The organism is Nocardia carnea NBRC 14403, from assembly GCF_000308515.1.
GTDB lineage: Bacteria > Actinomycetota > Actinomycetes > Mycobacteriales > Mycobacteriaceae > Nocardia > Nocardia carnea.
The window spans coordinates 92790-109287 of sequence record NZ_BAFV01000027.1; the positions used below are offsets into that span (position 1 = coordinate 92790).

The 16498-nt window shown below is 67.8% G+C and carries 14 protein-coding genes and 1 pseudogene; 11 read left to right on the forward strand and 4 right to left on the reverse strand.

Going from position 1 to position 16498, the window contains the following annotated elements:
• The first annotated feature begins 188 nt into the window (after positions 1-188).
• Together ON22_RS37520 and ppc are read left to right on the forward strand one after the other, a co-directional pair.
• The gene (locus tag ON22_RS37520; RefSeq protein ID WP_197039685.1) at positions 189-416 is read left to right on the forward strand and encodes a VOC family protein; all 228 of its coding nucleotides are present in this window, start codon (positions 189-191) and stop codon (positions 414-416) included.
• Positions 417-509: 93 nt separating this feature from the next.
• Complete coding sequence (gene ppc / locus ON22_RS10225) at positions 510-3353, forward strand: phosphoenolpyruvate carboxylase (RefSeq protein WP_033245226.1); 2844 nt, start codon at positions 510-512, stop codon at positions 3351-3353.
• Between the two features lie 266 nt (positions 3354-3619).
• Here the strand turns inward: ppc and ON22_RS37525 are convergent, their stop codons facing one another.
• On the reverse strand, positions 3620-3763 hold the full coding sequence (locus ON22_RS37525) for a hypothetical protein (RefSeq protein WP_218000689.1): 144 nt from the start codon (positions 3761-3763) through the stop codon (positions 3620-3622).
• A 48-nt stretch (positions 3764-3811) separates the two neighbouring features.
• Between ON22_RS37525 and ON22_RS38500 the strand changes: the two are divergent.
• Together ON22_RS38500 and ON22_RS10235 are read left to right on the forward strand one after the other, a co-directional pair.
• Positions 3812-4171: pseudogene (locus ON22_RS38500) on the forward strand (MFS transporter); the annotation flags it as partial.
• 142 nt (positions 4172-4313) lie between these two features.
• On the forward strand, positions 4314-4805 hold the full coding sequence (locus ON22_RS10235; protein ID WP_033245227.1) for a pyridoxamine 5'-phosphate oxidase family protein: 492 nt from the start codon (positions 4314-4316) through the stop codon (positions 4803-4805).
• 153 nt (positions 4806-4958) lie between these two features.
• Here ON22_RS10235 and ON22_RS10240 read toward each other — a convergent pair whose 3' ends face one another.
• On the reverse strand, positions 4959-6197 hold the full coding sequence (locus tag ON22_RS10240; RefSeq protein WP_051157404.1) for an FAD-dependent monooxygenase: 1239 nt from the start codon (positions 6195-6197) through the stop codon (positions 4959-4961).
• A 77-nt stretch (positions 6198-6274) separates the two neighbouring features.
• Here ON22_RS10240 and ON22_RS10245 point away from each other — a divergent pair, with 77 nt between their 5' ends.
• Complete coding sequence (locus ON22_RS10245) at positions 6275-6889, forward strand: TetR/AcrR family transcriptional regulator (protein ID WP_081595465.1); 615 nt, start codon at positions 6275-6277, stop codon at positions 6887-6889.
• A gap of 145 nt (positions 6890-7034) precedes the next feature.
• Here the strand turns inward: ON22_RS10245 and ON22_RS10250 are convergent, their stop codons facing one another.
• Positions 7035-8030, reverse strand: coding sequence for a helix-turn-helix domain-containing protein (locus ON22_RS10250; protein ID WP_081595466.1), 996 nt, complete (start codon positions 8028-8030; stop codon positions 7035-7037).
• A 130-nt stretch (positions 8031-8160) separates the two neighbouring features.
• On the opposite strand from ON22_RS10250, the gene ON22_RS10255 reads away from it, so the two are divergent.
• Complete coding sequence (locus ON22_RS10255) at positions 8161-9066, forward strand: MBL fold metallo-hydrolase (protein WP_033245228.1); 906 nt, start codon at positions 8161-8163, stop codon at positions 9064-9066.
• Positions 9067-9096: 30 nt separating this feature from the next.
• Positions 9097-10533, forward strand: a complete 1437-nt coding sequence (locus ON22_RS10260; protein ID WP_033245229.1) for a carboxylesterase/lipase family protein — start codon at positions 9097-9099, stop codon at positions 10531-10533.
• Positions 10534-10663: 130 nt separating this feature from the next.
• On the opposite strand, the gene ON22_RS10265 is transcribed toward ON22_RS10260, so the two are convergent.
• A complete protein-coding gene (locus ON22_RS10265) occupies positions 10664-11464 on the reverse strand; it encodes a crotonase/enoyl-CoA hydratase family protein (RefSeq protein ID WP_033245486.1) in 801 nt (266 codons plus the stop codon).
• 638 nt (positions 11465-12102) lie between these two features.
• Between ON22_RS10265 and argC the strand changes: the two genes are divergently transcribed.
• Genes argC through ON22_RS10285 form a run of 4 tightly spaced genes read left to right on the forward strand, consistent with a single transcriptional unit; the run spans position 12103 to position 16482 of the window.
• Positions 12103-13173 carry an N-acetyl-gamma-glutamyl-phosphate reductase gene (argC, locus tag ON22_RS10270; RefSeq protein ID WP_231508652.1) on the forward strand — a complete coding sequence of 357 codons (1071 nt, stop codon included), beginning with the start codon at positions 12103-12105 and terminating at the stop codon, positions 13171-13173.
• Positions 13170-14375 carry a bifunctional glutamate N-acetyltransferase/amino-acid acetyltransferase ArgJ gene (argJ, locus tag ON22_RS10275; protein WP_033245230.1) on the forward strand — a complete coding sequence of 402 codons (1206 nt, stop codon included), beginning with the start codon at positions 13170-13172 and terminating at the stop codon, positions 14373-14375. The genes argC and argJ overlap by 4 nt, the downstream gene beginning before the upstream one ends.
• Positions 14372-15286: an acetylglutamate kinase gene (gene argB / locus ON22_RS10280; RefSeq protein ID WP_033245231.1), complete on the forward strand. Its 915-nt coding sequence runs from the start codon at positions 14372-14374 to the stop codon at positions 15284-15286. Before argJ ends, argB begins: the two co-directional genes overlap by 4 nt.
• Positions 15283-16482, forward strand: coding sequence for an acetylornithine transaminase (locus tag ON22_RS10285; RefSeq protein ID WP_033245232.1), 1200 nt, complete (start codon positions 15283-15285; stop codon positions 16480-16482). The genes argB and ON22_RS10285 overlap by 4 nt, the downstream gene beginning before the upstream one ends.
• The last annotated feature ends 16 nt before the right edge of the window (positions 16483-16498 follow it).

The following is a 16498-nucleotide window of genomic DNA, read 5'->3' on the forward strand; positions in this document are numbered from 1 at the left end:
CGTGGGAGGCGTCCGAGGTAGTGACCACAAGCACACGCCGGCCTGATGGTCGGCGATCAGCAGGCCGCCCTCGAGTTCTATCGCGCTGTGATCGGTCTCGAGACGCGGGCCGATGTCTCGCTGGGGCCGATCCGCTGGGTGACCGTCGGACCGGCCCGGCAGCCCGCTATCGAGTTCATCCTGGGGAGATGGTGCCGGACCCGGTGCAGCAGGACGAGGCGCGACGGCGGCTCGGTGCCGGCGCGCACGGGACGCTCATCTTCACCACGGAGTCGACCGGCGCGACCTTCGCGAGGCTGCGGGACGCCGGTGTCCGGGTGACCCAGGAACCGGCCGATCAGCCTTACGGTGTGCGCGACTGCGGGTTCGCCGATCCCTGGGGAAATTTCCTGCGCTTCTCCCAGCCGCTCCGCTGACCCGGGGCGCGTCGGCCCGGTCGACTACGGTTTCGGCGCGGCCGTGTGCGTCGTCACAGACCAGGGCGGGCCGGGCGACCATACTGTCCGATCATGGGAGACGCGCAGACCGGTAGTGGAAACGACGCGACCCGGCCGCTCCGCGAGGACATCCGGTTCCTCGGTGGCGTACTCGGGGACACCATTCGCGATCACGAGGGGCCGGAGGTATTCGACCTGGTCGAGAAGGTCCGGGTGGAGGCATTCCGGGTGCGCCGGGAGGAGGTGCGGCGCAGCGCGGTCGCCGAAATGCTGGCCGGCGTGGATATCGCGGTGGCGCTCCCGTTGATCCGGGCATTCAGCTATTTCGTGCTGCTGGCGAATCTGGCCGAGGATATCCAGCGTGACCGCCGCCGCGCGGTGCACGAGGCGGCGGGGGAGCCGCCGCAGGATTCCTCACTGGCCGCCACCTACCGGAAGCTGGACGCGGCGGGCGTTCCCGGGGAGCGAGTGGCCGAGTTGCTCACCGATGCCCTGGTATCGCCGGTGATCACCGCCCATCCCACCGAGACCCGCCGGCGCACCGTCTTCGACACCCAGACCCGGATCACCGATCTCATGCGGCAGCGGTTGCGTGCCGCGGCGGTCGAACAGCCCGCACTGGACCGGGAGATCCGCCGCCAGGTGCTCACCCTGTGGCGGACGGCGCTGATCCGCTTGTCCCGGTTGCGGATCCAGGACGAAATCGCGGTCGGGCTTCGGTATTACGAGCTGACGCTGCTCGATGTGATCCCGGCGATCAACGCCGATGTCCGGGCGGCGCTGTGGGCGCGCTGGCCCGAGCAGCGGATACTGGCGAAACCGATCCTGCGTACCGGGTCCTGGATCGGCGGCGACCGGGACGGCAACCCGTATGTGACCGCCGAGGTGGTGCGGACCGCCGCGGCGCATGCCGCGGGCGTCGCTTTCGGGCGGTATCTGCGGGATCTGGCGGAGCTGGAGAAAACTCTCGCGCTGTCGGCGCGGCTGGTTCCGGTGACCCCCGCGCTGCAGGCGCTGTCGGATGCGGGATACCCGGATCCGGATATCCACGCCGACGAACCGTATCGCCGCGCGCTCTACGGTATCCGGGCGCGGCTCACGGTAACCGCACGGGACGCGCTGCGTGCTGTGGGAGCGGGCGATACCGACGCCGCGGCGACCCTGCCGGATTCGGTCGCCGCGAGCGACAGCCCACTGCGGGACTTCACCGGCCGCGGCGCGGTGGTATCCGGTATCCGCCCCTACTCGTCACCGCAGGAACTGCTGGACGACCTGGCCACCGTCGACACCTCCCTGCGCGCGAGTGGTGACGGTTTGCTCGCCGACGACCAGCTGGGGGCCCTGCGGCATACCGTGGAAACCTTCGGGTTCCATCTGCAGGGCCTGGATATGCGGCAGAACTCCGAAACCCACGAACAGGTCGTGGCCGAACTGCTGGCGTGGGCCGGGGTGCACCCGGACTACGCCGGCCTGGCCGAGGCCGATCGGGTGGATCTGCTCACCCGCGAACTGCGCACCCGCCGTCCGCTGCTGGGCCCGCATGCACGGTTGAGCGAGCTGGCCACCAAGGAACTGGGCATCATCCGGGCCGCGGCCGAAGTGGTGACCGCGCTCGGGCCGGAAGCGGTCCCGAACTACATCATTTCCATGTGTACCTCGGTCAGCGATCTGCTGGAGGCGGCGCTGTTGCTGAAGGAAGGGGGCCTGCTCGATCCCGGCGAGGCCGGCGGCGATCCGTTCTGCCCGGCCGGGATCGTGCCGCTGTTCGAGACCATCGAGGATCTCGCGGCCGGGGCCGCCACCCTCGGTGCGGCCTTGCAGGTTCCGGAGTACCGGGACCTGGTGGTCGCGCGCGGTATGCGGCAGGAGGTGATGCTCGGGTATTCCGATTCGAACAAGGACGGCGGATATCTGGCCGCCAACTGGGCGCTGTACCGCGCCGAACTGGACCTGGTGGAGCTGGCCGAGCAGCAGGGAATCCGGTTGCGGCTCTTCCACGGTCGCGGGGGCACCGTGGGTCGCGGCGGCGGGCGTAGCTACGACGCGATCCTGGCCCAGCCCGCCGGAGCGGTGCGCGGAGCGTTGCGACTCACCGAACAGGGCGAGGTCATCGCCGCGAAATACGCCGAACCCGGTTCGGCGTATCGCAACCTGGAATCGCTCATCGCGGGCACACTCGAATCGACACTTCTCGACGTCGAAGGTCTGGGTTCCGACGCCGAATCCGCGTACGCCCTCATGGACGATCTCGCCGCCCGCGCCCGCGCCGCCTACGCCCGCCTCGTGCACGACACCCCCGGTTTCGTCGACTATTTCCGGCAATCGACACCGGTCGCCGAAGTGGGCGATCTCAATATCGGCAGCCGTCCCGCCTCCCGCAAACCCACGAAATCCGTCGGCGACCTCCGCGCCATCCCGTGGGTGATGTCCTGGAGCCAGGCCCGGGTGATGCTGCCCGGCTGGTACGGGACCGGGACCGCGCTCGAGGAGTGGGTGGACGGCGATCCGCAGCGGCTCACCCGCCTGTCGGACCTGTACCGGCGGTGGCCGTTCTTCCGCACTGTGCTGTCGAACCTCGCCCAGGTGATGGCCAAGAGCGATCTCGCGATCGCGGCCCGCTACGCCGAACTCGTCGAGGACAGCGAACTGCGTGGGCGGATCTTCGGGATGATCGAACGCGAACATGCCCGGACGGTCGCCATGCATGCCGCGATCACCGGTAACGAGCACCTCTTGGCCGACAACCCGTCACTGTCGGAATCCATCCACAACCGGTTCCCGTACCTGGAGCCGTTGAACCAGATGCAGGTCGAACTGCTGCGCCGGTTGCGTGGCGGCGACGATTCCGAACTGGTCAAACGCGGCATCCTGCTCACCATGAACGGTCTGGCTACCGCCCTGCGCAACTCCGGATGAGGATCGGCCGGAATCCGGACGAGAAACCGGCGCCGGCGGCCGAATATTTCATCGCGGCCGGCCGGTCTCGCTGATCCGGACAGCGCCTGCCGGGCATACCCGTTCGGCGGCGCGCGCGTCGCCGACACGGTGGCCGGTCGGTTCGGATTCCAGCACGACCGAAATGCGCTCCTCGTCTTGGTCGAAGAGCTGTGGTGCGGTCAAGGCGCACGTGGCCGGAACCGATGCAGCGGCCGCGGTCGACGATGATTTTCCTCGGCGTTCCCTCACCAGGTGACCGGCAGTGCGTGTGCGCCGTAGATGTCGAGGCCGTGTCGCAGCGGTATATCGGCGACCGGCACTGCCAGGCGCAGTGTGGGAAAGCGGCGCACCAGGGCGGGCAACGCGACCCGCATCTCCGCCTGGGCCACTCGCTACTCGAAGCGGGGTTGCGGATCCTGGTGTGGACCGGAATGCCGATGATCGTGGCACCGATTGCCGGTGCAGTCTCCGAACGGATCGGTACCCGACCGTTCATGGTCGGTGGCCTGATCCTGCAAGCGGCCGGGTTGGGCTGGCTCGCCGCCGTCGTCGAGCCCGGCGTTGCCTACTCCGTTCTCGTGGTACCGCTCATTGTGGCGGGCGCCGGAATCGGGATGATCTTCGCGACGACGGCGAGCGCCGCCACTGCCGCCGTCCCCGTCGGCGATACGGGTGTCGCCGCGGGTACCAACACCGCGTTTCGCGAGTTGGGCGGCGTTTTCGGTATCGCGATCCTGGCGGCCGCATTCTCCCGATACGGCAGCTACGCTTCTCCCGTCGATTTCATCGAGGGGTTCGAACCGGCCATGTGGGCTGCCGCTGCCGTCCCCCTTCTCGGATTGGTCGCGGCGGCCTTCGCTCCGTCGAAGGCCACCTGTGCGAGTGAACGATCCGGCTGCCTCGACCGCAGTGTGATCGGAGCGTCGTACCGTGGCAGGTATGACGACATGGAGCGAGTTCATCGCCGAGGCGCCCCATATCAGCACGGTCTTCCGGCGCCGTCACACCGCGACCGGCAACCTGTGCATGCTCGCGACCCTGCGATCGGACGGGTATCCCCGTATCAGCCCGGTGGAACCGATGATCTTCGAGGAGAAACTGGTCATCGCCGGTATGCCCGGCACCACCAAATTCCGGGATCTCCTGCGTGATCCACGTTTCTGCCTGCATACCGCCACGGTTGACACGATGGTCTCCGACGGCGACGCGAAACTCTTCGGTGTCGTGGTCGACGATCCGGATACCGCGCTACACGCGCGTTTCGCCCAGTTCCTGTACGAGGACAGCGGAATGGACCTACGCGGCCAAGCCTTCGACCATTTCTTCGTCGCCGACCTTACCTCCGCGTCCTCGGTCGAGGTCGGCGACGACACCCTGAAGATCACGATCTGGAAGCCGGGCGAGGGGGAGCGGGTCGTCGAGAAGCGGTAAGCCCGGCGACGGCCCGCGCACCACGTCACGGCGTTGTTCGTCACGGTGCGGACCGAACATCGGCACCGGTCGGCCGTGCTGTTACCACCGAGGTGGTCGCGGCACCGACACTGCATATTGCCTGCCCCGTGGCGAAGGTCCGGAATCCGGCGTCTACCGGGCGCGTCCCGGTGCTTCGATATCCAGTGGCGTCGATTCATCCGGCAGGGCGAATGACGAAAGAGTGCTGCTCGCGCCACCGGCAAGGAGCCGCTTGCGCAGCGTGGCCGGCAGCTCGGTCAGCAGACGCGTGGCGGCGGCGTTGAACCGTAGGTGGGTGCGGGAGCGAGGGATTCCACGCCGCAGCACTCCGGGGGCCACCTCTCGGCACCTTCGCACGTAGTCGCCCAGTTGTCGTTCGTAGAGGGCGAATGCTCGCTCGTGAGCACCGCCGGTTTCGGCGAGAGCGCGCGCCAAGAGGTAGGCGCCGACGACCGCAAGGGTGGTGCCGCCGCCCACCGCGGGGCCCGGTGCGTATCCCGCGTCCCCCACCAGCGATACCCGCCCCCGCGACCACGAGTCCAGCCGGATCTGGCTGATCGCGTCGAGGTAGAAATCGTCCGCCCGATCCATCTCGTCGAGCAGCCGGGGAATCTCCCAGCCCTCGGCCCGGTACTCCGCGCGCAACAGCCGGCGCTGGGCAGCGATATCGCGGTGGTCGTAGACCGGTTCGGTGGCGCGGCGGAACAGGAATACGGCGCGGGCCTGCCCCGTCTGCGCCACGGGGTACATGGCGGCGATCCGGTCCACCGCGTTGTAGAGGACGGTGTGGGTCGATAGTTCGCGATAGTTCGGCAGGGTCCCCACCGCGAGATACGCCCCAAGGTGGTGACTCACCTCGTCTTCCGGCCCGAATACCAGCCGGCGCACCGTGGAATGCAAGCCGTCGGCGCCGATGACGAGATCGAATCGGCCGGTACGGCCGCTCTCGAAGGTGACGTCGATACCGGCGTCGTCCTCGGTGAGAGTGGCGATCGAATCGCCGAACCGGTAGTCGACCCGGTCGGCGGTGGCCTCTTGCAGGATCGCCGCCAACTCGCCGCGCATGATCTCCAGGTGACGTTCGTCGGCGAATGCCTCCGAGATATCGCGCAGGTCGACCTCGATGGGGGAACCGCCGGGGCGTTCGTAGCGCAGCGCGGAGGTTTCGACGGATACCGCGCGGAGCCGGGGGAGCAGGCCCATCCGGTCCATCACCTCGCTCGCGGGAGCGAACAGGTCCACCGCGTGCCCGCCCAGCCCGAGCCTGGGCCGCGGGGTGCGTTCCACCACCACCGGCGTGAACCCGTAGTGCCGCAGCCAGTACGCGAGAACGGGTCCGGCGACGCTGGCGCCGGAAATAAGGATATCCACCACGGCTCCTCGTTCGTTTACTTAACGGTCGGTAAACGAGTTTACTTACCGGGCGGTCAACGCGCTAGGGTTGGCTGATGCCCAGAGCCCGATCCACCGAGACGCGTGACCGTATCCAGGCCGCCGCGCTGGAACTGTTCGCCGCCCACGGGATCCGGGAGACCAGCCTCCGCCAGATCGCCGAGCGCCTGGGTATCACCAAGCCCGCGCTGTACTACCATTTCGCCTCGCGCGAGGACCTCCTGCGTAGCCTGGTGCAGCCACTGGTGGACGAGGTCGACGCCGTGATCGCCGAGGACGAGGCTGCCCGGTCCGACGGCGGGCCGGTGAACGCACGCGAATTGCTCACCCGCTATTTCGATGTCTCGTATAAACACCGCGCGGTAACCGCCTTGCTGCTCCGGGATATCGCGCCCCTCGGTGAACTGGGTTTCCTGCAGAACGTGGTCGACTGGCGCCGCCGCCTCACGACGCTGCTGGTCGGCTCGGACGCCGATATCGCAGACCGGGCACGCGCCATCGTCGCACTGGGTGGTCTCGGTGATTGCCTGATCCTTCTGGCTGACGTCCCGGTGGACGAACTGCGCACCGCGGCCCTGGATGCGGCGTGCGCGGCACTGGGGGACGGCAGCGCTGCGGGTCCGGCGTCGACACTCCCCCTCCCGGACCCGGTGGACGCCACGGACCGCTAGCGTTCGGTCGGCTACCGGCCTGGTTTCACCTGTCCAGCGTCGCGCAACCCGACGTGCTGACTCTGCGGGAGGGCGACACGGTCGATGCGGAGATCGAGGACGTGCCTCACGGGGATCACACCAGCCGCGCGGTAACGGTGCAGCATCACGTGTGCTGACCGGCGGCGTGGCTGTCGATCTGCAGACCAGCGCGACCGTCCATGTACTCAACGTGCTGGTCTCCACCATGGTGCCGAGCGATATCGTCGAATGACCCTCGAGCACTGGACTTCTGGTGTACTTCGCGTACGGACCCGCCCAGGCTTCGCAGCAGCGTCAGAGCCTGCTCCGAGGCGGAGCCTTCGACGGTGGTGACCACGATCAGGCTCTGTTCCGGCGAACGGGCTATCGCCAGCGTCTGCTGCGTAACAGTGAGGGCACCGACCAGTGGATGGTGCAGATCGTAGGACGCCGCATCACACGGGGCGATCCGGTGGTCGGACCACATCGAGACGAACTCGGGGCTCTTCATCGTGAGCTCACCGATGAGAGCGGCCAGATCACGATCGTCGGGGTGGCGCCCGACGGCGATCCGCAGATTGCCCACCACCGCCCGGGCCTTACGCCACCAATCCTGATAGAGCTCGCGGCTGTGCCCGTCCAGGAAGATCATTCGGCTCATGTTCGGCCGGTTCGCGACATCGTCCACGGCGGCCGGATCCACATGCCCGGCCAGCAGCGCGTGCCCCAGGTGGTTCCAGGCCAGGACGTCGGTGCGCCGGCCCAAGACCAGCGCGGGAACGCCATCGAGGGCACGCATCAGGTCCCGCGTCTCGTCGCTGACCCTCACCGGTCGCGGCCGCCGCACCCGCGGCACTCGCCGGGCTGCACCGGCCAACCGTTCCACGTGCTCACGTTCGTGCGCATCGAGCTGGAGTGCACCGGCAATCGCTGCGAGCACCTCGGGCGACGCGCCGCGAGAGACGCCCTGCTCGAGCCGCGTGTAGTAGGACACGCTGACGCCTGCCAGCTGCGCCACCTCGTCACGGCGCAACCCCTGTACCCGTCGGCGCGCACCGAAATCTCTCAGGCCGACGTCCTGGGGGCGAATGCGCGCGCGTCGCGCCTGCAGATACTCACCGAGAGGGCCGGGTCCGTCCATCGCTCCAGTATCCGTGCGCTGCCGGAGCGCAGCCACACCCTCGCAGGGGTAGGACAACGCAGGTGTGGTTACCGGCCCTTCTCGTCGACACCCTCGATGAAGCCACCCATCGACGATCAAGGGGACATTCATGGAACAGATCGAGCTCGGCGACGTCACCGTCACCCGGGTCGAGGAGTACTACGGCTCGGTGGAGCTGAGCCCCGGCGACTTCTTCCCCGACAGCACCGAACACGACTGGGAGAGCAACAGAAACTGGCTGGCACCCGACTTCTGGGATCCCGAGACCAACATGTGCGTCTCGGCGATCCAGACCTGGGTGCTGCGCAGCGAAGGGCGCACCATCCTGGTCGACACAGGCGTCGGCAACCACAAAGAGCGGCCGTACGCCACGGTATGGAGCAGGCGCGACACCGGATTCCTGGACAATCTGGCCCGCGCCGGCGTCCGGCCCGAAGACGTCGACCTCGTCATCAACACCCACCTGCATATCGACCATGTCGGCTGGAATACCCGTCTCGAGGGCCGGACCTGGGTGCCGACCTTCCCGAACGCCACCTACCTGATGCCGCAACGCGATTTCGATTTCTGGAACCCGGCCAACGGTCACGAATCCGTTCTCGGCCGTGGCAACCAGAATGTGTTCGAAGACAGCGTGGCTCCCGTCCACGAGGCCGGACTGACCCACTTGTGGGACGAGACCTACCAGATCGACACGAACCTGCGCTTGGACCTGACGCCGGGACATACCCCCGGATCCTCGGCATTGACCTTGGCCTCCGGCAGTGACCGTGCCCTGTTCGTCGGCGACCTCATCCACACGCCACTGCAGATCGTGGCACCACATACCAACACCTGCTTCTGTGAGGATCCCGCGGAAGCACGCGCCACCAGGCATAAATTGCTGGGCCGCGCCAGCGACGACAACGCGCTCCTGTTTCCCGCCCACCTCGGTGGCCACGGCGCCGCCGAAGTGGTCCGCAACGGCTCCTCGTTCGCGATCAAGGACTGGGCCGGCTTCTCCCGTATCAACTGATCTGCTGTTCACCCCGTCAGGAGAAAACTCTTGTCTCAGAAAAACGATCTTGTCGTTCGCACGCCTTCCGGTGCTGTGCAGGGAGTACGCGACATCCACGGCGAGGTCTATCGCGCCATCCCCTACGCCGCCACCCCGACGGGTATCGCCCGCTTCGCCCCGCCGGCGCCGCACCCCGGGTGGGCGGGAGTGCGCGACGCAACGAGCCACGGGGCGACGGCACCACAGCCGGTCCGCGACTTCGGCCCACTCGATATGCGCCCCTACTTCGGGCCCGGCTGGGTGCGCGGCGCAGATTATCTGACAGTCGACGTGCGTACACCGGGGTCGGACAGCGCCGGTAGACCGGTGCTGGTTTTCGTCCACGGCGGCGGGTTCGTCACCGGTTCCTCGCAGGCCGCGCTCTACGACGGCCACACCTTCGCCGGCGCGGGAATCGTCGTCGTCACCGTCAACTATCGCTTGGGTATCCCCGGCTTTCTCGACGTCCACGGGGCACCGCGCAATCGCGGATTGCTCGACGTGCTGGCCGCCCTCAGGTGGGTTCGCGACGCGATCAGTGCATTCGGTGGCGATCCCGCCAACGTGACGGTAGCCGGCCAGTCTGCCGGCGCCACGTTGGTCGGAGCGCTGCTCGCGACACCGGAAGCCACCGGGTTGTTCCAGCACGCCGTCATGCAGAGCGGCAGCGGCACAGGAGCTTTCACTCCTGAGCAAGCAGAGCGGGTCACCCGCGCGGCCGCAACAGAGCTGGGCGTCGACACCACCACGGACGGCTTTGCCGACATTCCCGACGAACAGTTCGTCGCTGTGCTGCCGGAGCTCACCGGGCTCGATCTGCGCACCGCCTCCGCTACTGATCCACTGGTGGGACTCAGCCCGTTCGGTCTCGTCCTGGACGAACAACCCGCCGATGCGCTCGCGCACGGACCAGCGGCCGATATCGATCTGCTGATAGGTACCAACACGGAGGAAGGCAACCTGTACCTCGTACCCCAAGGCAACTTCGAGAATTCGCAGCCGGCGGATGTGCTGGCAGTCGCCGGACAGGCGCACAGGGACCCCGAGAATGCCGTGAAAGCGCTGATCGCCCGACGTCCGCAGGCCACCTCCGGCGAACTACGCTCGGCCTTGATCGGTGACGCACTCTTCGGTGCCGGCTCCGCCCGCATGGCGCAGGCCCACTCGCGGATTTCGAACCGTGGCACCTACGTCTACAGTTTCGGCTTCCGCTCGGCAGCACTGCACGGCCGGCTCGGTGCCGCCCACACCGTAGAGCTCCCCTTCGTCTTCGACATCGCCGATGCCGAATGGCTGCACGGGCCGACGGGCCTACTCGGGCCCGATCCGGCACCGCACGGCCTGGCCCGGGAAATGCATGAAGCCTGGCTCGCGATGGTACGCAAGGGCTCCCCGGGATGGGCTGCCTACGACAACAGCTCCGATACCGTGCAGCACTTCGGATGAGCCGGATTCTCGATGTCGTGGTTCGCGGAGCGGAATCGTGCGCCGGTGGTTGTTCGGGCGGCCCTGTAGGAAGATCTTCGAGCCGGAGCGAACGCCGACTCGATCGTCAGTGAGCTGCGCATGGTGGACGTCAGTTCCCGGTGAACCCGGGCGTACGCCGCTCCAGCATTGCCGAGACGGCCTCGTCGTGGTCGGCCGTGTGGTGGGTGATCGCTTGCATGGCGGCGGACAGTTCGAGCAGGGTTTCCAGGCTCTGGTGCTGTCCCTCGCGGAGCAGGCGTTTGGTCATGCGCAGAGCGTGCGGCGGATTCACCGCGATATCGGCGGCCAGTCGGTGGGCGGTCTCGAGCAGTCGATCGGGTTCGACGACCTCGTTGACCATGCCCCAGTCGAGGGCCGTCGCCGCATCGATCGCCGCGCCGGTGAACGCCAGCTGGCTGGCGCGCGCCATGCCGACGGCACGGGGCAGCAGCCAGGCGCCGCCGTCGCCGGGGATGAGGCCGAGACGGACGAAGCTTTCGGCGAAGGTCGCGGTGGTCGAGGCGATGCGCATATCGCACATCAGGGCCAGATCGCAGCCGGCGCCGATGGCGGGTCCGTTCACCGCGGCGATGGTGGGGATTTCACAGTGGTACAGCGCTTTCGGGATGCGCTGGATTCCGTGCCGGTAACCCTGTCGCAGTTCGGCGGGGGTGCCGCCGAACATTCCGGCCTTATCGCGCATATGCTTCACGTTGCCGCCCGCGCTGAACGCCGTGCCTGCACCGGTGAGGATCGCGACGCGCAGGGAATGATCCCGGTTGGCCTCGCCCACGGCGGTCTCCAGGGCTTCGATGGTCGCCTCGTCGGAGATCGGATTGCGCTGTTCGGGGTTGTCGATGGTCCAGACGACGATATCGCCGGTGCGCTCCACGCGCAGGGGTGCGGTCACGGTTGCTCCTCGGGCCACGATGCTGCGGTTGTCTCCGGCAACAATGCCCGATCGGCCGCGGCGCCGTTCCGCTGCCATGGGTTCGCCGGCCGCCGGCTGCGTGGTAATCGTGTCGTCCGGAAACGGCAATTCCGTCCGGGTCGGCCGATGTGCACTCGTGACCGGGCGGTTCTCGTGGTGGTGCTTGATCCGCACCGTGAGTGCCGTCAGATTGCGGGCGCGTGCCGCGACCCGGGTGAGCGCCTCGGCCAGTTCGGCCTCGGCCGCGGCGTCGAGGTCGGCGTCGAGCAGCGCGTCGACGGCGTGTTCCAAGGCGCGAATATGACAACTGAGCGCGCCATTCGAACACATGTTCTAATGGTACCGCATGCTCTGCGGAGGCTCGGCCGCGGCGCTTCGATGGGGACGGTTGCTCGAGGTATGCAACGGGTGGGTGATTCTCATGGTCGGGTCGGGGTGAGCGCTCTCGAATCCGGCGCCTCCAGGTCCGTCGAGGATCCGGTGCAGCTCGTCCGGTTTCTCTGTGTTGCGGCCGGCGGGGTCGCGCGCGGTCGTCAGGTGGTGCGCTCATGTGGATGATGGAGGGAACGCCCGAACCCATCGATGAATGAGCTTGCACGATCGTGCATAATCATCACATGGCTGATCACACGGATATGCCCGACCGGACCGCGCCCCTGCGGGTGGCCGTCGCCGGTGCCAGTGGTTATGCGGGCGGAGAAGTGCTGCGTCTGTTGCTGGGGCATCCGGAGTACCGAGCCGGGCGCCTCGAGATCGGGGCGCTGACCGCGGGCAGTAACGCCGGAACCGCACTGGGGACGCTCCAGCCGCATCTGCTGCCGCTGGCCGATCGGATCCTCGCCCCGACCACGGCGGCCGACCTGGCCGGGCACGACGTCGTCTTCCTCGGCCTGCCACACGGCCAGTCGGCCGCACTGGCCACGGAACTGCCCGATTCGACGGTGATCATCGACTGCGGCGCCGATTTCCGGCTCACCGATCCCGCTGCCTGGGACCGCTATTACGGCGGTCCCCACGCAGGGAGCTGGCCCTACGGTCTCCCGGAATTGCCGGGCGCGCGGGAGCTCCTGCGCGGCGCCACCCGCATCGCCGTCCCGGGCTGCTATCCCACCGTCGCCAGCCTCGCGCTGGCGCCCGCGGTCGCGGCGGGCATCATCGATCCGGACGTGAACATCGTGGCCGTCACCGGCACCTCGGGGGCCGGCCGGAAACTCGATGTGGGCCTGCTAGGCTCGGAGGTCATGGGCTCGGCCCGCGCCTACGGGATCGCCGGCGCGCACCGCCATACGCCCGAGATCGCGCAGAATCTTTCGGCTGCGGCGGGTAATCCTGTGCGGGTGTCCTTCACCCCGGTTCTCGCGCCCATGCCGCGCGGCATCCTGGCCACCTGCACCGCCCCGGTGCGTGTCGACGCCGCGCAGGCCCGCGCCGTCTACGAAAAGGCCTATGCCGACGAACCGTTCGTGCACCTGCTGCCCGAAGGCGTCCTTCCCCAGACCGGTGCGGTGCTCGGCGCGAATACGGTCACCCTGCAGGTGACCGTAGACCCCGACGCCGCCCGGCTGGTGGTGATCGGCGCCGTCGACAATCTGACCAAGGGCACCGCGGGCGCCGCGGTGCAGTCCATGAACCTCGCGCTCGGCCTCGACGAGACGGCCGGGCTGCCCACCGTAGGAGTGGCTCCGTGACCACCGACGCCAACCTCGTCCACAACCAGGGTGTCACCGCGCCGCTGGGTTTCCGGGCGGCCGGGATCGCCGCCGGACTCAAGGCCAGCGGTAAACCCGACCTCGCGCTCGTCTTCAACGAGGGCCCCGATTACGCCGCCGCGGGTGTGTTCACCAGTAACCAGGTGAAAGCCGCCCCCGTGCAGTGGTCGCAGCAGGTGCTGAAATCCGGGCGGCTGCGCGCGGTGATCCTGAATTCCGGCGGCGCGAATGCCTGCACCGGCCCGCTGGGATTCCAGGACACTCACCGCACCGCCGAGGAGCTCGCCACCGCGCTGAGCAACTGGGGTACCGAAACCGGTGCCGGTGAGATCGCGGTGTGCTCCACCGGCCTGATCGGTGACCGGTTGCCGATGGACAAGCTGATCCCCGCCGTCACCGAGATCGTGCACGAGATGGGCGGCGGTATGTCGGGCGGCACCGATGCCGCGCACGCCATCATGACCACCGATACCGTGCCGAAAGAAGCCTCCCTGCACCACCCGGCCAAATGGAACGTGGGCGGGATGGCCAAGGGGGCGGGCATGCTCGCGCCGTCGCTGGCGACCATGCTGGTGGTCCTCACCACCGACGCCGTCGCCACCCCGGAACAACTCGACACCGCCCTGCGCAAAGCCACCCGGCGCACCTTCGACCGGCTGGATGTGGACGGTTCGATGTCCACCAACGACACCGTGCTGCTGCTGGCCAACGGCGCCAGCGAGGTCGCGCCGAGCCAGGAGGAGCTGGATGCGGCGGTCCTGGCGGTTTGCGACGATCTGGCCGGTCAGTTGATGGCCGACGCGGAAGGCATCACCAAACGCGTCCTGATCACCGTGCAGGGGGCGCGCAGCGAGGGCGACGCGCTCACCGCGGCCCGCATCATCGCCCGCGACAGCCTGGTCAAAACCGCGCTGTTCGGATCCGACCCGAACTGGGGCCGGGTGCTGGCCGCGGTCGGTACCGCACCCTTCGAACTGGACCCGGACGTGATCTCGGTCTCGTTCAACGGCTTCCCCGTCTGTATCGACGGCACCGGCGCGCCGGGTGCCCGTGACGCCGACCTGTCCGGCGCCGATATCCATGTGGTGGTCGATCTGCGGCTCGGTGACGGATCCGCCACCGTCCGCACCACCGACCTGTCCTACGCCTACGTCGAAGAGAACTCGGCCTACAGCTCATGACCGAAGCGATCCACCAGCTGTCTGCGCTGGACAAAGCACATATCCTCGCCGGCGCCCTGCCGTGGCTGCAGAAGTTCCGCGATAAGATCGTCGTGGTCAAATACGGCGGTAACGCCATGATCGACGACGACCTCAAACGCGCGTTCGCCGGCGATATGGCCTTCCTGCGCACCGTCGGCGTACACCCCGTGGTCGTGCACGGCGGCGGCCCGCAGATCTCGGCCATGCTGAAAAAGCTGGGGATGGCCGGAGAGTTCCGCGGCGGTTTCCGCGTCACCACACCCGAGGTGATGGAGGTGGTGCGGATGGTGCTGTTCGGTCAGGTCGGGCGGGAACTGGTCGGGCTGATCAACGCACACGGACCGTATGCCGTCGGTATCTCCGGTGAGGACGCCCGGCTGTTCACCGCGACCCGCCGCACCGTCGATATCGACGGCTCGGCCACCGATATCGGCCTGGTCGGCGATGTCACCGATGTCCATCCGGGCGCCGTCCTGGATCTCATCGGCGCCGGCCGGATCCCGGTGGTGTCGACCATCGCACCCGACGCCGACGGCGTGGTGCACAACATCAACGCCGATACCGCCGCGGCCGCGCTGGCCGAGGGAATAGGCGCGGAGAAACTGGTCGTCCTCACCGATGTCGAGGGCCTCTACACCGACTGGCCCGACCGTTCCTCGCTGACCAGCGTGATCGACACCGACGCGCTCGCCGACCTGCTGCCGTCGCTGGATTCGGGGATGGTCCCCAAAATGGAGGCGTGCCTGCGCGCGGTGCGCGGCGGCGTCCCGGGCGCGCATGTCATCGATGGCCGCATACCCCATTCGGTACTGCTGGAACTGTTCACCGGGGAAGGTATAGGCACCATGGTCACACCGGCGGCGGACGAGGAAAACGGAGTCAGAGCATGAACACTGCGCAACTGCGGCAACGGTGGTCGAATGTGATGATGCGTAACTACCCCACCCCCGAGGTCGTGCTGACCCGGGGCAACGGTGCGGTGGTGTACGACGCGGACGGCAACCGCTATGTCGATTTCGTCGGCGGGATCGCGGTCAACAGTCTCGGGCACGCGCATCAGGCGATTCTGAGCGCGGTGATGGAGCAGCTCGGGACGCTCGGCCATGTCTCGAATCTCTACGGCAGCGAACCGGTGATCGAACTCGCCGAAACACTGCTGGCGCATTTCGGCGACGGGGACGGGCGCGCCTTCTTCTGCAATTCCGGTGCGGAAGCCAACGAGGCCGCGTTCAAACTGGCCCGGCTCACCGGCCGCCGCAAGATCATCGCCTGCGATGAGGCATTCCACGGCCGCACCATGGGTGCACTTGCGCTCACCGGCCAGCCGTCGAAGCGCGCACCGTTCGAACCGATGCCGCCCGGTGTGGTGCATGTGCCCTACGGCGATGCGGCGATCCTGGAGCGCGCGGTGGATTCCGATACCGCCGCGGTATTCCTGGAACCGATGCTGGGGGAGAGCGGTGTGGTCGTCCCGCCGCTGGACTATCTGGTGCGGGCCCGGGAGATCACGGCCCGGCACGGCGCCCTGCTGATCCTGGACGAAGTGCAGACCGGTATCGGGCGGACCGGGAAGATGTACGCGCACCAGGCATTCGGAATCACCCCCGATGTGATGACCCTGGCCAAAGGGCTGGGCGCGGGTCTGCCGATCGGCGCCGTCCTGGCCACCGGGCATGCCGCCGATCTGTTCACCCCCGGAATGCACGGCACCACCTTCGGTGGTAACCCGATCAGTGCCGCCGCGGCGCTGGCGGTCCTGCGCACCATCGCCGAGGACGGCCTGCTCGACCATGTCGAATCGGTCGGCAAACGGCTCAGCGACGGTATCGCGGTCCTCGAACATCCGCTGATCGCCGATGTGCGCGGCGCCGGCCTGCTCATCGGTATCGGCCTCACCCAGCCGGTCGCACCGCAGGTCGAGGCCCGCGCCCGCGCCGCCGGGTATCTGGTGAACCCGGCGAAACCCGATGTCATCCGGCTGGCGCCGCCGCTGGTGCTCACCGAAACCCAGGCCGACAATCTGGTGCTGGATCTGCCGGTGATCCTCGACGAGGTACTGGCCGCGACGAAAGGAGCCCCGACATGATCGGGTCAAGCGCGGA

Bases quoted from the DNA above. Each gene is read 5' to 3' on its own strand.
- ON22_RS37520 (WP_197039685.1), top strand. From the start codon at position 189: ATGGTGCCGGACCCGGTGCAGCAGGACGAGGCGCGACGGCGGCTCGGT.
- ppc (WP_033245226.1), top strand. From the start codon at position 510: ATGGGAGACGCGCAGACCGGTAGTGGAAACGACGCGACCCGGCCGCTC.
- ON22_RS10235 (WP_033245227.1), top strand. From the start codon at position 4,314: ATGACGACATGGAGCGAGTTCATCGCCGAGGCGCCCCATATCAGCACG.
- ON22_RS10245 (WP_081595465.1), top strand. From the start codon at position 6,275: ATGCCCAGAGCCCGATCCACCGAGACGCGTGACCGTATCCAGGCCGCC.
- ON22_RS10250 (WP_081595466.1), bottom strand. From the start codon at position 8,030: ATGGACGGACCCGGCCCTCTCGGTGAGTATCTGCAGGCGCGACGCGCG.
- ON22_RS10255 (WP_033245228.1), top strand. From the start codon at position 8,161: ATGGAACAGATCGAGCTCGGCGACGTCACCGTCACCCGGGTCGAGGAG.
- argC (WP_231508652.1), top strand. From the start codon at position 12,103: ATGGCTGATCACACGGATATGCCCGACCGGACCGCGCCCCTGCGGGTG.
- argB (WP_033245231.1), top strand. From the start codon at position 14,372: ATGACCGAAGCGATCCACCAGCTGTCTGCGCTGGACAAAGCACATATC.
- ON22_RS10285 (WP_033245232.1), top strand. From the start codon at position 15,283: ATGAACACTGCGCAACTGCGGCAACGGTGGTCGAATGTGATGATGCGT.